Origin of the sequence: Allobosea sp. CER48, from assembly GCF_044752385.1 — a bacterium.
GTDB lineage: Bacteria > Pseudomonadota > Alphaproteobacteria > Rhizobiales > Beijerinckiaceae > Allobosea.
The window spans coordinates 1-18,447 of record NZ_JBIWYK010000010.1 but is presented as its reverse complement, the minus strand read 5'-3'; the positions used below and the strand labels follow the sequence as shown (position 1 = coordinate 18,447).

Genomic DNA, 18,447 nt, shown 5'->3' with positions numbered 1-18,447 from the left:
TGCCCCTGGGCGCCCGGACGCCGCCACCGCCTCCGCTACGATCGCCTCGATCGACATCGCCGTCGCCGCGACAACCGCAGGCAGGGCGGGAGCTGTCGTGACCAACCCGATCGCCAAATCCGTGCTCTACGAAGCCGGCTTCCGCCACCCCGGCCATACCGAATATCTGGCTCACCTCGCGGCCCGGGGCGGCGAGGTGCCACTGCCGGTGATGATGCTCTGGTGCGAGGAGCTGGCGGTGGTGCCCGTGACGATCCATGAACCGCTGCGGCGCGTGCCGGAATTGCTGACGGCCGATCTCATCGTTGCGACGGCACGCATCGTTGCAGCGGAACTGCGGTCTCGCTTCGGCATCGCCGCGCCGCGCCTTGCCCTGAGCGGCCTGAATCCCCATGCCGGCGAGAGCGGCGCGATGGGTGACGAGGAGACGACCGTGATCGGGCCCGCCATCGCCAGGCTGCGGGCGGAAGGCATCGATGTGCGCGGCCCCTATCCCGCGGATACGATGTTCCATGCTCGCGCGCGCAGCGGCTACGACGCGGCACTGGCGATGTATCACGACCAAGGGCTGATCCCGATCAAGACCATCGCCTTCGACGAGGGCGTGAACGTCACGCTAGGCCTGCCGTTCGTCCGGACATCGCCGGATCATGGCACCGCATTCGATATCGCCGGCAAGGGAATCGCCAGGCCCGACAGCCTCTGCGCAGCACTGAAGCTCGCGGCGCGGATGGCCGGAGGCCAAATGCAGGCTGCCGCATCATGAGCCAGATCGACGATTTGCCGCCACTTCGCGACGTCGTCGAGCGTCACGGCCTGATGGCGCAGAAGGCGCTCGGACAGAACTTCCTGTTCGACCTGAACCTGACCGGCCGCATCGCAAGGGCGGCCGGCCCGCTCGACGGGGAGACCGTGGTCGAGATCGGCCCGGGCCCCGGCGGCCTCACACGGGCACTGCTCGCCAACGGCGCCGGACGGGTGATCGCGATCGAGCGCGATCGGCGCTGCCTGCCGGCGCTGGCCGAGATTGCCGCGCGTTATCCGGGCCGGCTCGAAGTCATCGACGGCGATGCCCTTGCTGTCGATCTGTCGCCCTATCTCAGCGGCCAGCGGGCCAAGATCGTCGCGAACCTTCCCTACAATATCGGAACCCCGCTGCTCGTCGGCTGGCTCAGCCTGGAACCCTGGCCGTCCTGGTGGAGCTCGCTGACACTGATGTTCCAGCGAGAGGTTGCCGAGCGGATCGTCGCCACGCCGGAACAGCGTGCGGATTACGGCCGGCTGGCGGTGCTGTCGAACTGGCGCTGCGAGACGAAGATCCTGTTCGACGTGCCGCGCAGCGCCTTCGTGCCGCCGCCGAAGATCACCTCATCGATCGTCCAGCTCATCCCGCGGGAACGGCCGGAGCCTTGCGACAGGCGCCTGCTCGAACGCGTCACCCTCGCGGCCTTCGGACAACGGCGCAAGATGCTGCGGCAGAGCCTCAAGGCCGTGCTGCCCGACCCGGCTCCGATCATCGCGGCCGCAGGCCTGGCCGAGACGGCCCGCGCCGAGGAGATACCGGTTTCCGGCTTCATCGCGCTGGCGAACGCGCTCGGCGCGCTCCGCTAGGCCCGGCTTCGGCGGGCCCGCTGCCCCCGCGACAGCGACGCGCCGTTCAGGGCATGGCCTCGTCGAGCAGGCCTTCGACGAAGTCGGCGAGGCCGATCGAGCGGCTGCGCTTCAGCCGCTCGGCGGTGAGGATGGCCTTGATCGAGTCATAGGCGTCGTTCAGGTCGTCATTGACGATGACGTAGTCGTATTTTTCCCAGCGCGCGATCTCGGAACGCGCGTTGCCGAGCCGCTTTGCGATCACGTCCGGCGCGTCCTCTGCGCGGCGCACCAGCCGCGAGCGCAGTTCCGCCATCGAGGGCGGCAGGATGAAGATCGTCACGACGTCCTCCCGCGCCTTCTCGACGATCTGCATGGTGCCCTGCCAGTCGATGTCGAACAGCACATCGCGACCGCGCGCCAGCGCAGCCTCGACCGGCTTGCGCGGCGTGCCATAGCAGTTGCCGTGCACCTCGGCCCATTCGAGCAGGTCGTCATGGTCCCGCAGCGCCTCGAAGGTATCGCGATCGATGAAGCGGTAATGGACGCCATCGATTTCCGAGGGCCGCCGCTCGCGCGTCGTCACCGAGACGGACAGGTCGATATTCGTCTCGCGCTGGCAGAGGTTGCGGGTCAGCGTCGATTTGCCGGCGCCTGACGGCGACGACAGGATCAGCATCAGGCCACGCCGGGCCGGGCGGGTCGGTTCGGCGATCAAGACTCTCACTCCACGTTCTGAACTTGCTCGCGCATCTGGTCGACCACCGTGCGCAGCTCCAGGCCGATGCGCGACAGGCCGGGGTCGTTGGCCTTGGCGCAGAGCGTCGACGCCTCGCGGCCGAATTCCTGCGCCAGGAAATCGAGCTTGCGGCCGATCGGGCCGCCCTTCGCCAGGAGCTCGCGCAGCGCGGCGACATGAGCATGCAGGCGGTCGATCTCCTCGCGGATATCCGCGCGCACGGCGAGCAGCGCAGCCTCCTGGTGGAGACGCTGCGGATCGAAGCCGTTGCTGGCGCCGAGAAGCGCCTCGACCTGCGCCGAGATCCGCGCCCGGATCGCCTCGCTGCTGCGCGCCGGATGCTGCTCGGCCTCGCTGGCCAGGCGGGCGATTGTTTCGAGATGGCCAAGGAGGATCGCCTCGAGTGCGCGCCCTTCGGCGGCGCGGGCCTCCTTGAGCGACAGAGCGGCAGCCTCCAGCCCGGCGAGGGCCGGAGCCTCGACCGTACCGAGAATGTCCTGAGCCTCGTCGGCAAACTCGACGACGCCGCGGATGCCGAGCAGCCCGTCATAGGATGGCGGATTGATGCCGGCAGCCGGCGGCAGCCGCTCGACCGCCTGCAGCAGCGCGGTCAGCACCGCCTCGTTGATCCGCGGACGCGGCGGGCCGGCATCGCTGGTGACGGACAGGTTGACGTGCAATGTGCCGCGCGAGAAGGCGCCGGCGAGACGCTTGCGCGCGGCTTCGGCGACGGCCTCGAAACCGGGTGGGACGCGGACACGGAGATCCAGGCCGCGCCCGTTGACGCTACGGATCTCCCAGGCCCAGCCATGAATGCCGGCTGTCCCTGCAGCGCGGGCAAAGCCCGTCATGCTCTCGATGGCCATAGCGGTGCCGTGCCCCTTGCCGCCTCCGTTGCGATGGGGCCGGACCGTAGTGGCGTGCTCCCGCCGCGGCAAGCACAACCGCAGCGGAAAATGGGGATGAAGCGCCTGCCGGAGGCGGCGACTCAGGGCTTGAGCTGCGGGACCTGCTTAGGCGAGTTCAGATCGAAGCTCTTGTTGAGCAGCGGATCGCGCGCCGTGCCTTCCGAGGCATCGAACGCGCGGGCCCGGGTTCCAGCCACGGCACCCGCGGGCTGGGCGACGGGCATGCCGGCATTGTCGCCGCCCGGCTGCATCGAGCCAGGCGCTTCGGTGCGATTATCGGGCCCGGCCGGCGGCTCGACCTTGTCGACCGTGTCGCCCGAGGGCTTGCCGCCCTGCTGCTGGCTGCGCGTCGTCTCGATCTGGCGCCAGCGGCCGACATTGCGGTTGTGCTGGTCCAGCGTCTCGGCGAAGGCGTGGCCGCCGCTGCCATCCGCGACGAAATACAGCTCCTTCGTCCGCGAATGATTGACCACCGCCTCCATGGCGGCGCGGCCGGGATTGGCGATCGGCCCCGGCGGCAGGCCGGTGATGACATAGGTGTTGTAAGGCGTCGCCTGCGTGATCTCGTTGCGCTGGATCGGGCGGCCGAGCGTGCCCTTGCCGCCGACGATGCCGTAGACGATCGTCGGATCGGATTGCAGCTTCATCTTCTGGTTCAGCCGATTGATGAAGACGCCTGCGACGCGCGGGCGCTCGTCGGCGCGACCGGTTTCCTTCTCGACGATCGAGGCGAGGATGACGAGGTCCTGCGGCGTCTTGACCGGCAGGTCGGCGGGGCGGCGCTCCCAGATCCGGTTGAGGACCACGCGCTGGTCGCGCGCCATCCGGTCGATGATCGCCTGACGCGAGAAGCCGCGCGGGAAGCGATAGGTGTCCGGGAGGATCGAGCCCTCCTTCGGAACCTGGGCGATCTCGCCCGTAAGAAGCTCGTTGTCGCGCAGACGCGCGACGATCTGCTCGCTCGTCAGCCCCTCAGGGACGGTGATGGAGTGCTCGACCACCTTGCCGCTGGAGATGATGCCGAGGATTTCCTGCGGGCTGACCCGGGCCTTGAACAGGTACTCGCCAGCCTGGAGCTTGTGCCAGTCGCCGCCCATGATCGTGGCGATGCGGAAGCTGAGCGGGTGCTCGATCAGGCCCTCGCGCTGGAGCAGCTCGGTAATCTCGGTCAGACCGCTGTCCTTCGGAATGATGAGGACGCGGTCGCTCGCAAGCGGCCCCGGTGCCTTGCTCTGGTTCGAGACGATCGCGATGCCGGCGCCAATGACGCCCGCACCGACCAGCGCGACGGTGAACAGGCCGCTCAGCATCGACAGGAAAGGGCTGCGGCGGCGACGCCGCACCTTCGGCGGCGGCGCAGGCGGCGCTACGGGCTTGAGGGCCTCGCTCGGACTCTTCGGGGCGACGCGGGGCGTATCATTCACGATCAAGACGCTCGCAGCACGGGGTAGACGATCTCGGCTCGGTTGAGCCCGCGCGCCGGGCCTGACGGGCAACCGGGCACATCTGGCGACAGCCGCCGCATTAGAGCCGGTTTCCTCGCGGCTGTGAACGCGGAATCACGCACTCGCCGACGTTGCCGGCAGACTCTACCCAACATTATGGCAAAACGGCGCTGACCCGTTCAGGTCAGCCGCCAGGGTGATAGCGCCGCATAACAAGCGAGGCGTTGGTGCCGCCGAAGCCGAAGGAATTCGACAGGGCGTAGTCGATCTCGCGCTTGCGGGCGACATGCGGAACGAGGTCGATCTCGGTCTCGACGGAGGGATTGTCGAGATTGATCGTCGGCGGCGCGATCTGGTCGCGGATCGCGAGCACGGTGAAGATCGCCTCGATCGCACCGGCCGCGCCAAGCAGATGTCCCGTCGCCGACTTGGTCGAGGACATCGAAGGCCGCTTCGGAGCATTCGCCAGGAGGCGCTCGACGGCGCGCAGCTCGATCTCGTCGCCCAGCGGCGTCGAGGTGCCGTGCGCGTTGATGTAGTCGAGATCGCCCGCGGTGATTCCGGCACGGCCAAGCGCCGCCTGCATGCAGCGATAGGCGCCGTCGCCATCCTCGGCCGGCGACGTGATGTGGTAGGCATCGCCCGACATGCCGTAGCCCAGGACCTCGGCATAGATCTGCGCCCCGCGAGCCAGGGCGTGCTCGAGCTCCTCGAGCACGACGACGCCCGCGCCCTCGCCCATGACGAAGCCGTCACGGTCCTTGTCATAGGGGCGCGAAGCCTTCTCGGGCGTGTCGTTGAAACCGGTGGAGAGCGCGCGGCAGGCGCAGAACCCCGCGATGCCGATGCGGTTGATCGCCGACTCCGCGCCACCTGCGACCATCACGTCGGCATCACCGAGCGCGATCATGCGCGAGGCGTCGCCGATGGCATGCGCACCCGTCGAGCAGGCCGTCACGGCCGCATGGTTGGGGCCCTTCAGCCCGTGCTCGATCGAGACATAGCCCGACGCCAGGTTGATCAGGCGCCCCGGAATAAAGAAGGGCGAGAGCCGGCGCGGCCCACGCTCCTTGAGCAGGAGGGAGCCCTCGTAGATGCCCCCTAGCCCGCCGATGCCGGAACCGATGGCGACACCGGTCCGGATCTGGTCCTCGTAGCTTTCCGGCTTCCAGCCGGCGTCCTTCAGCGCCTGCGTGGCCGCAGCCATCGCGAAGACGATGAATTCGTCGACCTTGCGCTGCTCCTTCGGCTCCATCCAGTCATCGGGATTATAGGTCCCGTCGCTGCCGTCACCCCGCGGGATGTTGCAGGCGATCTGCGCCGGCAGGTCGCTGGCGTCGAAGCTGGTGATGGGGCCGGCGCCGCTGGCGCCGGCAAGGAGACGCGCCCAGGTCGGCTCGACGCCGCAAGCGAGCGGCGTCACCATGCCGAGTCCGGTCACGACAACGCGTCGCATCGGAAAACTGCGAGAAGCCATGGTGCTTTCTGCGTCGATCAGCCCTTGGGGCCGATCAGGCGCTCTTTGCCGAAAGGAACTTCACGGCATCGCCGACCGTCACGATCGTCTCAGCCGCATCGTCCGGGATCTCGACGCCGAACTCTTCCTCGAAGGCCATCACGAGCTCGACGGTGTCGAGGCTGTCCGCACCCAGGTCTTCAATGAAGTTGGCGCCATCGACAACCTTCTCGGGCTCGACGCCGAGGTGCTCGACCACGATCTTCTTCACGCGCTCGGCGACATCGCTCATGAGTCTCTTCCTTAGAAACTGAAAACGCATCGCAGAGCGCGACGCGTATTAGGGACTTTCATTCCGAGCCGCCGCGCCATCGTGACGATGTCCGCGATCCGGAAAGCTCGAAGCCTGCAAAAACGCAACAACCGGGGTTTCGTCAAGTCCCCTCGGCTGGCTCGCCAGCAGCGCGACGGCGCTAGTTAACACAACCTTTCAAGGCTGGCGAGTGCGCCGCAACGTTATCAAAACCAATCTAGAAATGGCGCTAAGCGCCCTAGATCATTGCCATTCCGCCGTTGACATGCAGGGTCTGGCCGGTGACGTAGCCGGCCTCGGCGCTGGCAAGGAAGGCAACCGCCGCGGCGATGTCCGCCCCCGCACCCAGCCTGCCCATCGGCACATCGGAGAGAATGCTCTCGCGCTGCTTCTCGTTCAGCGCCTGCGTCATGGGCGACTCGATGAAGCCGGGCGCGACCACGTTGACGGTGATGTTTCGGCTGGCGACCTCGGCGGCGAGCGCCTTCGACATGCCGATCAGGCCGGCCTTGGCCGCGGCATAGTTGCCCTGCCCGGGATTGCCCGTCGTGCCGACGACCGAGCCGATCGAGACGATTCGACCGTAGCGCTTGCGCATCATCGACTTCACGGCCGCGCGCGAGAGGCGGAAGGCCGCGGTCAGGTTGACGGCGAGCACGCCGTCCCAGTCCTCGTCCTTCAGGCGCAGGAACAGGTTATCGCGGGTGATGCCGGCATTGTTGACGAGAATGTCGAGCCCACCGAGCTTTTCCTCGGCCGTCGGCACCAGCGCCTCGACCGAATCCTTGTCCGAAAGGTTGCAGGGCGCCACGACGACACGCTCCCCGAGCTCGCCCGCAAGCGCCTCCAGCGCCTCGGCGCGGGTCCCGGAAATCGCGACGCTCGCACCTTGCGCATGCAGAGTCCGCGCGATGGCACCGCCGAGGCCACCGGTCGCGCCGGTGACCAGGGCCTTGCGGCCGGTCAGATCAAACATGTTCGCTCCCTTTTCCGGCATCCTGCCGGTCTTTTATCCGTTCCGGACCCGCGCCGTCAGGCGCCGCGGGCCTTATAGGTGGCGATATCCTCGGCCGTACCGATCGACACCGGCGCGGAGCCGGCGACGATGCGTTTCACCAGCCCGGCGAGCACCTTTCCGCTGCCGAGCTCGACGAAATCGGTCACGCCGGCGGCGGCCATCGCCTGGACGCATTCACGCCAGCGCACAGTGCCGGTGACCTGCGCGACAAGCGAATCCCGGATCGCGTCCGGAGCGCTCAACGGCGCGGCGCCGACATTGGCCATGACAGGGACGACAGGAGCCTGCATCGCGACCTTGGCGAGCGCATCGCGCATCGCGTCGGCTGCCGGCTGCATCAGGGCGCAATGGAACGGAGCGGAGACCGGCAGCAGCATGGCGCGCTTGACGCCGCGCTCGCCGGCCAGCGCGATCGCGCGCTCGACCGCCGCCCTGGCGCCGGACAGCACGACCTGGCCGCCGCCATTGTCGTTGGCCGCCTCGCAGACCTCGCCCTGCGCGGCATCGGTCGCGATCGCGCGGGCCTGGTCGAGCTCGGCTCCGAGGAGAGCTGCCATCGCGCCCTGCCCGGCCGGAACCGCCTTCTGCATGGCATCGCCGCGGATGCGCAGCAGCCGGGCCGCATCGGCGATCGAGAAGGTGCCGGCTGCGGCCAGCGCCGAGTACTCGCCGAGGGAGTGGCCGGCGACGAAGGCGGCATCACGCCTGAGATCGAGCCCGGCCTCGGCCTCCAGCACGCGCACCACCGCGAGGCTGACGGCCATCAGCGCCGGCTGGGCGTTGGCCGTCAGGGTCAGCTCCTCGGAAGGACCATCCCACATCACCGCCGAGAGCTTCTGCGACAGCGCCGCATCGACCTCGTCGAAGACCGACTTCGCGACGGGAAAGTTTTCGGCCAGGCTCTTGCCCATGCCGACCGCCTGCGAGCCCTGGCCCGGAAAGATGAACGCTGTGGTCATGCTATGAAACGCCCCGGTCTTCACCATTGGTCTTATATGACGGGGCTGTCACATCGGTTCCGCCGCCAAGTCAAGCGTAGCGCATGAATTTTCCGCTACCCAGGCGGCCTTCCGCACCAGATTCCGGTTGCCATGCCGCGCCGGACGCTGTAACGACCGCCTCCTGCTTGTTCGGCCGGAGGCTGAACGGATGGCGCATGTCCGCAAGGATCGGCGCAGGCTCGTTTCCCGAACCGTCATCCCGTGTCTCCGCCTTCGAATGAAATCCTGTCGGGCCTTATCCAGGGCTCGGAGGGCTCCGCGCCGGACGAAGCAGGGTGAAACAAGGAAGGCCACATATGGCATTGTACGAGCATGTGCTGCTCGCGCGGCAGGATGTCAGCGCGCAGCAGGTCGAAGCTCTTGTCGAGCAGTTCAAGGGCGTGATCGAAGCGAATGGCGGCGCCATCCGCAAGGTCGAGTACTGGGGCGTCAAGTCCCTCGGCTACCGCATCAAGAAGAACCGCAAGGCGCACTACACGCTGCTGAACATCGAGGCTCCCTCCGCCGCCGTGCTGGAGATGGAGCGCCAGATGCGCATCAACGAGGACATCCTGCGCTTCATGACCGTCAAGGTCGAGGAGCTCGAGGAAGGTCCGTCGGCCATGCTGCAGAAGCGTGACCGCGACGACCGTCCGGAGCGTGGCGGCGACCGTTTCGAGCGTGGCCCGCGCCGCGACCGTCCGCGTCGTGAAGACGAAGCCACCACCGAAACCGCCGAAGCGGAGGCCTGAGAATGTCGACTGCATCCGCTGGCGCCCGCCGCCCCTTCTTCCGCCGCCGCAAGTCCTGCCCCTTCTCGGGCGAAGGCGCCCCGAAGATCGACTACAAGGACGTGCGTCTGCTCTCGCGCTACATCTCCGAGCGCGGCAAGATCGTCCCGTCCCGCATCACGGCTGTCTCTGCCAAGAAGCAGCGCGAGCTCGCCCAGGCGATCAAGCGCGCCCGCTTCCTCGGCCTGCTGCCCTACGTCATCCGCTGATCCGTTCATCCGGTTCCGGATACTGACAAATCCCGGAGGCGCTCCCCGCGCCTCCGGTTCTCGCTTTCAAGATCAACCAGTCGCCCGGCGGTGAAACTCCCTCGGGTTTGTTGAGGCCAGAAGCCTCTCACCCTGCCGGGCCAGAAGGCCTGCGAGCAGCGGGACAGCAGGACGGACGCATGATTCCGATTGTCGGCATCGGCGCGGGCCTCGTTTCGGCCCTGCTCTTCTCAGTGGTGATCACAGGATCGCCGCTGGCGGCATTGCTGTATTCTGCCGCCCCCCTCCCGATCTTCATCGCCTCTCTCGGCTGGAACCACCGCTCCGGGCTGTTCGCCACGGCTGCCGGTGCGCTCGCCGTCGCAGTCGCCCTCGCGCCGACGGGAGGCGTCGCTTTCGCGCTGATCATCGGCCTGCCGGCCTGGTGGATTGCCTATCTTGCCCTGCTCGCCCGCGGCGATGCGCAGGGCAACGTGGAGTGGTACCCGCTCGGCAACCTGATGCTGTGGATCGCCGCGACCGCGGCGCTCGCCACCGTCGGCAGCGCGCTGGTGATGACCACCGACTACGAGACCTATCGTTCGGTGATCTCGCGCATGATCGAGAACCTGCTGAACGAGATGGTGCGCGGCAAGCTGATCGCGCTGCCTGCCGACGTCCAGGTGAAGGAGCTCGCGCAGAGCCTCGCGCCGGCCGTGCCGCTCGGCATCGGTGCCTCCTTCGTCACCACCATCACCGCCAATCTCTGGCTGGCGGCCCGCACCGTGAAGATGTCCGACCGGCTGCCGCGCCCATGGCCGTTCATCCCGTCGACGGCGCTGCCGCGGCAGGCGCTGCTGCTGCTGATCGCCTCGGGCGTGATCGCCATGACCGGCGGCTTCATCGGTGTCGCCGCGACGGCGCTGGCCGGCGCGCTGTTCGCCGCCTTCATGTTCAGTGGGCTGTGCCTTCTGCACGACATCTCGCGCGGCCGCCCCTGGCGGCTGCCGATGCTGGTTTCGGTCTATGTCGCGCTCATCGTGATGCAGGCCGTGCTGACGCCGCTGCTGGCGGTCATCGGCCTCGTCGATACGCTTCTCGGCCTGCGCAGGCGGGCCGCGCTGCCGCCTCCGCCTACCCGTTCCTGAAACTCAAGCCTAGACAGATCCAAGCCTAGACAGATCAAGGAGAAGACCAATGGAAGTTATCCTGCTCGAGCGCGTCGCCAAGCTCGGCCAGATGGGCGACATCGTTAAGGTCCGTGACGGCTTCGGCCGCAACTACCTGCTCGCCCGCGGCAAGGCCCTGCGCGCCACCGAGGACAACAAGAAGCGCTTCGAGAGCCAGAAGCTCGAGCTCGAGACCCGCAACCTCGAGCTGAAGTCCGAGGCCGACGCCGTCGCCGAGCGCCTCGACGGCCAGAGCGTCACGATCCTGCGCCAGTCGGGTGAATCCGGCGTGCTCTATGGCTCGGTCTCGACCCGTGACATCGCCGAGGCCCTGACCAAGGACGGCTTCAACGTCTCGCGCGGCCAGGTGACCCTGAACACCCCGATCAAGACGCTCGGCCTGCACACCGTCCCGGTCGTGCTGCACCCGGAAGTCGCGGTCACGATCACCGTCAACGTCGCCCGTTCGGCCGAAGAGGCCCATCGTCAGGCCGCCGGCGAGAACGTCACCGCCCGCGAGGAGTTCGATCTCGACGATCTCGGGCTCGAGGTCGGCGCGGCGCTGGCCGAGGCCGGCGACGACGAGCGCTGAGCCTTACAGCTCCCCAAGCGAGTCAAGGGCGCCGTGGCAACACGGCGCCTTTTTCGTTTCCGGCCTCTGGAGAGCGGGGGTAACCGCATTTGCCTGCTGGCGTTGGCTGACAAAGTGTTAATCTAGGCCATTCCCGACAGAGTCGCTGTGGCCATATGCGCGCAAGCGGCAAACTGTCGGCTTGAAGATTCAACCAGCCTTGATTTATCGGGACGGCCATGGCCACCGCTACAGCCCTCGTCGCACGCCTCGACAATCGTGAGGCGGAATTCCGCGTCCAGCCTCACAACATCGAGGCCGAGCAGGCGCTGCTTGGCGCGATCCTCGTCAACAACGACGCCTTCTATCGCGTCTCGGACTTCCTGCTGTCCGACCATTTCTTCGAGCCGATCCACCAGCGCGTCTTCGAGCTGACGGCGAGCCTGATCCGCGCCGGCAAGATCGCGACGCCTATCACGCTCAAGACCTTCGTCAACGATCTCGACCTCGGCGAGATCACGCCGAGCCAGTACCTCGCCCGCCTCGCCGCCGAGGCGACGACCGTCATCAATGCCGGCGACTACGGCCGCACGATCTACGACCTTGCCGTGCGCCGCCAGCTCATCGGCGTCGGTGAGGATCTCGTGAACGTCGCCTATGACGCGCCCGTCGAGATGGCGCCGCGCGAGCAGATCGAGGAAGCGGAGCGCAAGCTCTACGAACTCGCCGAAAAGGGCCGCTACGAGGGCGGCTTCCAGAAATTCGACGGGGCGCTGCGCCTCGCAATCGACATGGCCGCGAGCGCATATCAGCGCGCCGGCGGCCTCTCCGGCATCTCGACCGGCCTGCGCGACGTCGACCAGCGCATGGGCGGCCTGCAGCGCTCCGACCTTCTCGTCCTCGCCGGCCGCCCCGCCATGGGCAAGACCTCGCTCGCGACCAACATCGCCTTCAACATCGCCAAGGCCTGGCGCGGCGAGCGGCAGGAGGACGGCACGATCAAGTCGGTCGATGGCGGAATCGTCGGCTTCTTCTCGCTCGAAATGTCGGCCGACCAGCTCGCGACCCGTATCGTCGCCGAGCAGTCGAGCATCTCCTCCTACAAGATCAGGCAGGGCCGCATCACCGAGGGCGATTTCGCGAGGCTGACCGACGTCGCCGCGCAGATCGAGAAGCTGCCGCTCTATATCGACCAGACCGGCGGCATCTCGATCGCGCAGCTGATGGCGCGCGCCCGGCGCCTGAAGCGCCAGAAGGGGCTAGACGTCCTCTTCATCGATTACCTGCAGCTCCTCTCCGGCTCGGCCAAGGCCGGCCAGAACCGCGTGCAGGAGCTGACCGAGATCACGACCAGCCTCAAGGCGCTGGCCAAGGAGCTCAACGTCCCGATCATCGCCCTCTCCCAGCTCTCGCGCCAGGTCGAGAATCGCGACGACAAGCGGCCGCAGCTATCGGACCTGCGCGAATCCGGTTCGATCGAGCAGGACGCCGACGTCGTGATGTTCGTCTACCGCGAGGAGTACTACCTCAAGGGCAAGGAGCCGCGCCCCGGCACCGAAGAGCACAACAAGTGGCAGATCGAGATGGAGGCGGCCCACGGCGTCGCCGAGCTCATCATCGGCAAGCAGCGTCACGGCCCGACCGGCGCCGTCGCCCTGCAGTTCGACGCCGACGTGACGCGCTTCTCCGACCGTGCCGACGACCTCCGCCTTCCGGATCGCGAATGATGCCTGCAGTCCAGCCCGACACCGGCGCCTCCGGCGCGACACTGACCATCGACCTCGGCGCGCTGGTTTCGAACTGGCGCCTGCTCGGCAAGCGCGCGGGCACGGAGGCGGGCGCGGTCGTCAAGGCTGACGCCTACGGCCTCGGGATCGAACCGACCGCCACCGCGCTGGCGAAGGCCGGCTGCAAGAACTTCTTCGTGGCGCATGTCTCGGAGGGCATTCGCGCGCGCAAGGTGGCGCCGGACGCGGCGGTCTATGTGCTGAACGGGCTCCTGCCCGGCACCTGCGGCGCCTATGCCGAGCATGCGCTCTCGCCCGTCCTCGGTTCGCACGAGGAATTGCTGGAATGGGCCTCGTTCCGGCAGTCAGGCGCGAAGACGCGGCCCGCCGCACTGCATGTCGATACCGCGATGAACCGGCTCGGCCTCTGGGCCGGCGAAGGGCTCAACCTCGCCCGCGAGAAATCGGGCGTGATCGCCGCGGCCGATGTCGGCCTGTTGATGAGCCATTTCGCCTCGTCGGAGGACAGCACAGACCCGGCCAACGCCCGCCAGATCGCGGCTTTTGCCGAGATCGCCGCCGCCGTGCCCGAGCTGCCGGCTTCGCTCATGAATTCCTCGGGCCACTTCCTCGACAACTGCCCGTCCTACCAGCTCACACGGCCCGGCTACGCGCTCTATGGTGGTAACCCGACGCCCGGGCAGCCGAACCCGATGCAACCCGTGATCGGGCTGGAGGCGCAGATCATCCAGGTTCGCGAGGTCGAGAGCGGTACGCAGGTCGGCTATAACGGCCGCTGGACCGCCAAGGGCAAGCGCAGGCTGGCCACGATCAACCTCGGCTATGCCGACGGCTATCCGCGCAACGGCAGCTGGACCGATGCCTCGACCGGCGGCTCGGCACTGCTCGACGGCGTGCCCTGCCCCTTCGTCGGCACGGTCTCGATGGACCTGATCATCATCGACGTCACGGACGTGCCGGCGAGCGTGGCCCAGCGCGGCGCCAGCGTGACGCTGATCGGCGGCCCGCTCGATCTCGAAGCGGTCGGCGCCGGCGCCAAGACGATCGGCTACGAGATCCTGACCAGCCTCGGCCGGCGCTACGAGCGCCGCTATATCGGCGGCTGATGGCCAAGCGCGGTCCGACCTATCACTGCCAGGCCTGCGGCGCGGTCTATCATCGCTGGCAGGGCAAGTGCGACGCCTGCGGGACCTGGTCCTCGCTGGTCGAGGATGCGCAGGTGGCCCCCGTTCCCGGCGGCGGCCGCGCCTCCTCGGGCGGCCGGGCACGTGGCCGCGTCTTCGCACTGGAGACGCTGAAGGGCGAGACCCAGGACGCGCCGCGCATCGTCTCCGGCATCGGCGAACTCGATCGCGTGACCGGCGGCGGCTTCGTTCCCGGCTCGGTGCTGCTGATCGGAGGAGATCCCGGCATCGGCAAGTCGACGCTGCTGATGCAGGCCTGCGCGGCGCTCGCCAACGCCGGAAAGCGCGTCGTCTACGTCTCGGGCGAGGAATCGACCGGGCAGGTCCGGCTGCGGGCCGAGCGCATGGGGCTCGCCGACGCACCGGTCGATCTCGCCGCCGAGACCAATGTCGAGGATATCGTCGCGACGCTCGGCGAGGGCCAGCGCCCGTCCCTGGTCGTGATCGACTCGATCCAGACCATGTGGTCGGGCACTGTCGAGAGCGCGCCGGGCACGGTGACGCAGGTGCGCGGCTCGGCGCAGGCGCTGATCCGCTACGCCAAGACGAGCGGAGTCTGCCTGATCCTTGTCGGGCACGTGACCAAGGACGGCCAGATCGCCGGCCCGCGCGTGGTCGAGCACATGGTCGATGCGGTGCTCTCCTTCGAGGGTGAAGGCGCCCATGCCTTCCGCGTCCTGCGCGGCCAGAAGAACCGCTTCGGCCCGACCGACGAGATCGGCGTCTTCGAGATGACCGGCAAGGGCCTTTCGGAGGTGACCAATCCCTCGGCGCTCTTCCTCGCGGGCAGAGACCAGCCGGCACCGGGCGCTGCCGTCTTTGCCGGAATCGAGGGCACGCGGCCGGTTCTGGTCGAGATCCAGGCGCTGGTCGCGCCGACAGCGCTCGGCACGCCGCGGCGCGCAGTGGTCGGCTGGGAGAACAGCCGTCTCGCCATGGTGCTCGCGGTTCTGGAGACGCATGGCGGGCTCAGGCTCGGTCAGCACGACGTCTATCTCAACGTCGCAGGCGGCCTGCGCGTCAACGAGCCGGCAGCCGACGTTGCGGTCGCGGCCGCGCTCGTATCCTCGCTCAGCGGCGCGACCCTGCCGCCGCACGGCGTCTATTTCGGAGAAATCGCGCTCTCCGGGGCGATTCGGCCGGTCTCGGTCACGGCCGCCCGCTTGCGCGAGGCAGCCAAGCTCGGCTTCGAGGCGGCGCTGATGCCGTCGGGAGGTGCCGATCATGGCGATGGCGGCGGGCTCAATCTGCGCCGCTTCGGCCATGTCACGGAACTCGTTGCCGATATTGCCGCCCGCGCACCTCGCAGAGATGTGAAATGACTTTGCCAGAAGGGTGACGCAGAGGGCGGGAACGCGTATAGCAAAGCCGAAACGGCCACCTCAGTTGCGGCCGGCCGGCTCCAGACCACAGCAAAGCGGCCTTCCCATGCCTGTCACCATTCTCGATCTCGTCGTCATCGGCGTGGTTCTGATCTCTGCTTTGCTCGCGGCCGTCCGTGGCTTCACGCGCGAAGTGCTTGCAATCGCCTCCTGGGTCGCCGCCGCAGCGGTCGCCTGGGTGTTCCACCCGCAGCTCCTGCCCTTCGTGAAGCAATACATTCCGGCCAGCTCGGCGCAGGATACGATCGCGCTGGTCGCCTCGATCGCCGCCCTGTTCCTGGGCACGCTCATCATCGTCTCGATCGTGACGGCCAAGATTTCCGACTTCGTGCTCGACTCGCGCATCGGTGCGCTCGACCGCACGCTCGGCTTCGTCTTCGGCGCCGCGCGCGGCCTGCTTCTCGCCGTGATCGGCTACATGTTCTTCACCGCGCTGGTCGGCAACGAAAAGATGCCGGTCTGGGCGAAGGACGCCAAGGCCAAGCCGGTGCTGGAGGAGACCGGGCGCTCGCTGCTGGCGATGCTGCCGCAGGACGTGAATGCCGACTTCATCAAGAACCTGCTGAAAAAGCAGAAGCCGGAGGAAGCCACCGAGGCCCCGGCGGAGGAACCGCGTAACCCGGCCACGCCGGCACCGGTTGCGCCCGCCCCAACACGTCCCTAATTGACGCGTAGAATTATCGTCCCACGCGTGGAGCTCGTCATGATCTCGCAAACCGAGACTGAGGCCGCCTTCGACCCCAACGCCGACCGGCTGCGGGAGGAATGCGGCGTCTTCGGCATCTTCGGCCATGCCGATGCGGCTGCGCTGACGGCGCTCGGCCTGCATGCGCTCCAGCACCGCGGCCAGGAGGCGGCAGGCATCGTCTCCTTCGACGGCAACCGCTTCCACTCCGAGCGCCGCCTCGGCCTGGTGGGCGATGCCTTCTCGGAAGCCAGCGTCATCGACAAGCTTCAGGGCAAGCAGGCCATCGGCCATGTCCGCTACTCGACGACCGGCGAGACCATCCTGCGCAACGTCCAGCCGCTCTTCGCGGAGCTGCATGGCGGCGGTTTCGCAGTAGCCCATAACGGCAACCTGACCAACGGCCTGACGCTGCGGCGCAATCTCGTCCGCGACGGCGCGATCTATCAGTCGACCTCCGACACCGAGGTGCTGCTTCATCTCGTCGCCCGCAGCCGCAAGCAGAACTTCGTCGAGCGCTTCATCGAGGCGATCCGCCAGATCGAGGGCGCCTATGCCTTCGTCGGCATCACCAACAAGAAGCTGATCGGAGCGCGGGACCCCCTCGGCATCCGTCCGCTGGTGCTCGGCGAACTCGACGGCTGCCCGATCCTGACCTCGGAGACCTGTGCGCTCGACATCATCGGCGCCAAGTTCGTCCGCGAGGTCGAGAACGGCGAGGTCGTGATCATCTCCGAGAGCGGCATCGAGAGCCACAAGCCCTTCCCGCCGGTGCCGGAGCGACCCTGCATCTTCGAGTACATCTATTTCGCCCGCCCGGACTCAATCGTGAAGGGCCGCAGCATCTACGAGCGCCGCAAGGCCATGGGCGCGGTTCTGGCGCAGGAATCGCCGGCCGATGCCGACGTCATCGTGCCCGTGCCGGACTCCGGCGTGCCGGCCGCGCTCGGCTATGCGCAGGCGAGCGGCATCCCGTTCGAGCTCGGCATCATCCGCAACCACTATGTCGGCCGCACCTTCATCGAGCCGACGCAGAAGGTCCGCGAGCTCGGCGTCAAGCTGAAGCATTCCGCCAACCGCTCGGTGGTCGAGGGCAAGCGCGTCGTGCTGGTCGATGATTCCATCGTGCGCGGAACCACCTCGTTCAAGATCGTGAAGATGATGCGCGAGGCCGGCGCCCGCGAGGTGCATTTCCGCATCTCCTCGCCGCCCATCACCCATCCCGACTATTACGGCATCGACACGCCCGATCGCGAGAAGCTGCTCGCCGCCACGCATTCCCTCGAGGAAATGCGGCAGTTCGTCGGCGCAGACTCGCTCGCCTTCATCTCCGTCGACGGCCTGTACCGCGCCATGGGCCATGAGAGGCGCGATCCCACCCGGCCGCAATTCACCGACCACTGCTTCACCGGCGATTACCCGACCTCGCTGACCGACGTGATCGGCGAGAGCGCCAAGCAGCAGATCTCCCTGCTGGCCGAAGCCGGCTGAGCCACCGGAAGCGGATCATGACCAAGCCTCTCGAGGGGCGCCTCGCGCTCGTCACCGGCGCCTCGCGCGGCATCGGCCGCGCTGCCGCGCTGGCCTTCGCTCGCGCCGGCGCCCATGTGATCGCGCTCGCGCGCACGGCCGGCGCGCTCGAGGAGCTCGACGACGAGATCCGCGAACTCGGGGGCAATGCGACGCTGGTGCCGCTCGACCTCAGCGATGCCGGCGGCGTCGAGAAGCTCGGCCCCGCCCTGCTGGAGCGCTGGGGCAAGCTCGACATCCTGCTGGCCAATGCCGGGGTCCTCGGCTCGCTCACGCCCCTCAGCCATGAGACCGAGAAGGACTGGGCGAAGGTGCTCGACACCAACGTCACGGCGAACTGGCGGCTGATCAAGTCCCTCGATCCGGCGCTGCGCGCCTCCGATGCCGGCCGCGTCCTGCTGATGTCTTCCGGCGCCGCGCACAAATGCACCGCCTATTGGGGGCCCTATTCTGTCTCCAAGGCCGCCGTCGAGGCGCTTGGGCGCACCTACGCGGCCGAGACGGCGACGACACCGGTCAAGGTCATGCTGGTCAATCCGGGGCCGCTGCGGACCAAGATGCGGGCCGAGGCCATGCCCGGCGAAGACCCGATGACGCTGAAGACGCCGGAGGATCTGGCGCCGCATCTGGTCAGGATCGCCTCGCCGGACTGGGCCGAGAGCGGCAAGATCTTCGACTTCCCGCAGGGCAAGGTGCTGACGCCGCAGCTGCCGGCCTGAGCCAATGCCTCAGCGCAGCGCCGACCGCGCC

General features: G+C 67.7%; 19 protein-coding genes. 12 read left to right on the top strand and 7 right to left on the bottom strand.

The features are described from left to right. Together pdxA and rsmA are read left to right on the top strand one after the other, a co-directional pair. Nucleotides 1-766: 4-hydroxythreonine-4-phosphate dehydrogenase PdxA (gene pdxA / locus ACIPIA_RS01010; protein WP_400505808.1), on the top strand; the 766-nt coding region annotated here is incomplete at its 5' end. Beyond that, the gene (gene rsmA / locus ACIPIA_RS01005) at nucleotides 763-1,611 is read left to right on the top strand and encodes a 16S rRNA (adenine(1518)-N(6)/adenine(1519)-N(6))-dimethyltransferase RsmA (RefSeq protein WP_400505806.1); all 849 of its coding nucleotides are present in this window, start codon (nucleotides 763-765) and stop codon (nucleotides 1,609-1,611) included. The genes pdxA and rsmA, both read left to right, overlap by 4 nt. Nucleotides 1,612-1,657: 46 nt before the next feature. On the opposite strand, the gene gmk is transcribed toward rsmA, so the two are convergent. From gmk to fabD, 7 genes are all read right to left on the bottom strand, one after another. Then, nucleotides 1,658-2,269 carry a guanylate kinase gene (gene gmk / locus ACIPIA_RS01000; RefSeq protein ID WP_400505809.1) on the bottom strand — a complete coding sequence of 204 codons (612 nt, stop codon included), beginning with the start codon at nucleotides 2,267-2,269 and terminating at the stop codon, nucleotides 1,658-1,660. Between the two features lie 44 nt (nucleotides 2,270-2,313). Beyond that, the gene (locus tag ACIPIA_RS00995) at nucleotides 2,314-3,180 is read right to left on the bottom strand and encodes a YicC/YloC family endoribonuclease (RefSeq protein ID WP_400505804.1); all 867 of its coding nucleotides are present in this window, start codon (nucleotides 3,178-3,180) and stop codon (nucleotides 2,314-2,316) included. Nucleotides 3,181-3,317: 137 nt separating this feature from the next. Beyond that, complete coding sequence (gene mltG / locus ACIPIA_RS00990) at nucleotides 3,318-4,661, bottom strand: endolytic transglycosylase MltG (protein WP_400505802.1); 1,344 nt, start codon at nucleotides 4,659-4,661, stop codon at nucleotides 3,318-3,320. A 205-nt stretch (nucleotides 4,662-4,866) separates the two neighbouring features. Continuing rightward, a complete protein-coding gene (gene fabF / locus ACIPIA_RS00985) occupies nucleotides 4,867-6,138 on the bottom strand; it encodes a beta-ketoacyl-ACP synthase II (protein WP_400505800.1) in 1,272 nt (423 codons plus the stop codon). Nucleotides 6,139-6,193: 55 nt separating this feature from the next. After that, the gene (locus tag ACIPIA_RS00980; protein WP_149128804.1) at nucleotides 6,194-6,430 is read right to left on the bottom strand and encodes an acyl carrier protein; all 237 of its coding nucleotides are present in this window, start codon (nucleotides 6,428-6,430) and stop codon (nucleotides 6,194-6,196) included. A 259-nt stretch (nucleotides 6,431-6,689) separates the two neighbouring features. After that, nucleotides 6,690-7,427 (bottom strand): 3-oxoacyl-[acyl-carrier-protein] reductase, encoded by a 738-nt coding sequence (gene fabG / locus ACIPIA_RS00975; RefSeq protein ID WP_400505797.1) that lies wholly within the window; start codon nucleotides 7,425-7,427, stop codon nucleotides 6,690-6,692. A 56-nt stretch (nucleotides 7,428-7,483) separates the two neighbouring features. Beyond that, nucleotides 7,484-8,428, bottom strand: a complete 945-nt coding sequence (fabD, locus tag ACIPIA_RS00970; protein WP_400505795.1) for an ACP S-malonyltransferase — start codon at nucleotides 8,426-8,428, stop codon at nucleotides 7,484-7,486. Between the two features lie 338 nt (nucleotides 8,429-8,766). Between fabD and rpsF the strand changes: the two genes are divergently transcribed. The 10 genes from rpsF to ACIPIA_RS00920 all read left to right on the top strand — a co-directional run bounded on the left by rpsF (nucleotide 8,767) and on the right by ACIPIA_RS00920 (nucleotide 18,416). Further along, the gene (gene rpsF / locus ACIPIA_RS00965; RefSeq protein WP_400505794.1) at nucleotides 8,767-9,201 is read left to right on the top strand and encodes a 30S ribosomal protein S6; all 435 of its coding nucleotides are present in this window, start codon (nucleotides 8,767-8,769) and stop codon (nucleotides 9,199-9,201) included. A gap of 2 nt (nucleotides 9,202-9,203) precedes the next feature. Then, nucleotides 9,204-9,449 (top strand): 30S ribosomal protein S18, encoded by a 246-nt coding sequence (gene rpsR / locus ACIPIA_RS00960; RefSeq protein WP_038367644.1) that lies wholly within the window; start codon nucleotides 9,204-9,206, stop codon nucleotides 9,447-9,449. A gap of 179 nt (nucleotides 9,450-9,628) precedes the next feature. Next, a complete protein-coding gene (locus tag ACIPIA_RS00955) occupies nucleotides 9,629-10,576 on the top strand; it encodes a DUF2232 domain-containing protein (RefSeq protein ID WP_400505790.1) in 948 nt (315 codons plus the stop codon). A 49-nt stretch (nucleotides 10,577-10,625) separates the two neighbouring features. Further along, nucleotides 10,626-11,189, top strand: a complete 564-nt coding sequence (gene rplI, locus ACIPIA_RS00950; protein WP_400505788.1) for a 50S ribosomal protein L9 — start codon at nucleotides 10,626-10,628, stop codon at nucleotides 11,187-11,189. 218 nt (nucleotides 11,190-11,407) lie between these two features. Next, nucleotides 11,408-12,895 carry a replicative DNA helicase gene (locus ACIPIA_RS00945; RefSeq protein ID WP_400505786.1) on the top strand — a complete coding sequence of 496 codons (1,488 nt, stop codon included), beginning with the start codon at nucleotides 11,408-11,410 and terminating at the stop codon, nucleotides 12,893-12,895. Further along, entirely contained in the window at nucleotides 12,895-14,022 is a 1,128-nt protein-coding gene (alr, locus tag ACIPIA_RS00940; protein WP_400505784.1) for an alanine racemase, read from the top strand. Before ACIPIA_RS00945 ends, alr begins: the two co-directional genes overlap by 1 nt. Beyond that, nucleotides 14,022-15,422, top strand: a complete 1,401-nt coding sequence (gene radA, locus ACIPIA_RS00935) for a DNA repair protein RadA (protein ID WP_400505782.1) — start codon at nucleotides 14,022-14,024, stop codon at nucleotides 15,420-15,422. Before alr ends, radA begins: the two co-directional genes overlap by 1 nt. Before the next feature lie 106 nt (nucleotides 15,423-15,528). After that, nucleotides 15,529-16,146, top strand: a complete 618-nt coding sequence (locus ACIPIA_RS00930; protein ID WP_400505780.1) for a CvpA family protein — start codon at nucleotides 15,529-15,531, stop codon at nucleotides 16,144-16,146. Nucleotides 16,147-16,185: 39 nt separating this feature from the next. Continuing rightward, on the top strand, nucleotides 16,186-17,658 hold the full coding sequence (gene purF, locus ACIPIA_RS00925) for an amidophosphoribosyltransferase (RefSeq protein ID WP_400505778.1): 1,473 nt from the start codon (nucleotides 16,186-16,188) through the stop codon (nucleotides 17,656-17,658). A 17-nt stretch (nucleotides 17,659-17,675) separates the two neighbouring features. After that, entirely contained in the window at nucleotides 17,676-18,416 is a 741-nt protein-coding gene (locus ACIPIA_RS00920; protein ID WP_400505776.1) for an SDR family NAD(P)-dependent oxidoreductase, read from the top strand. Nucleotides 18,417-18,447 lie beyond the last annotated feature (31 nt).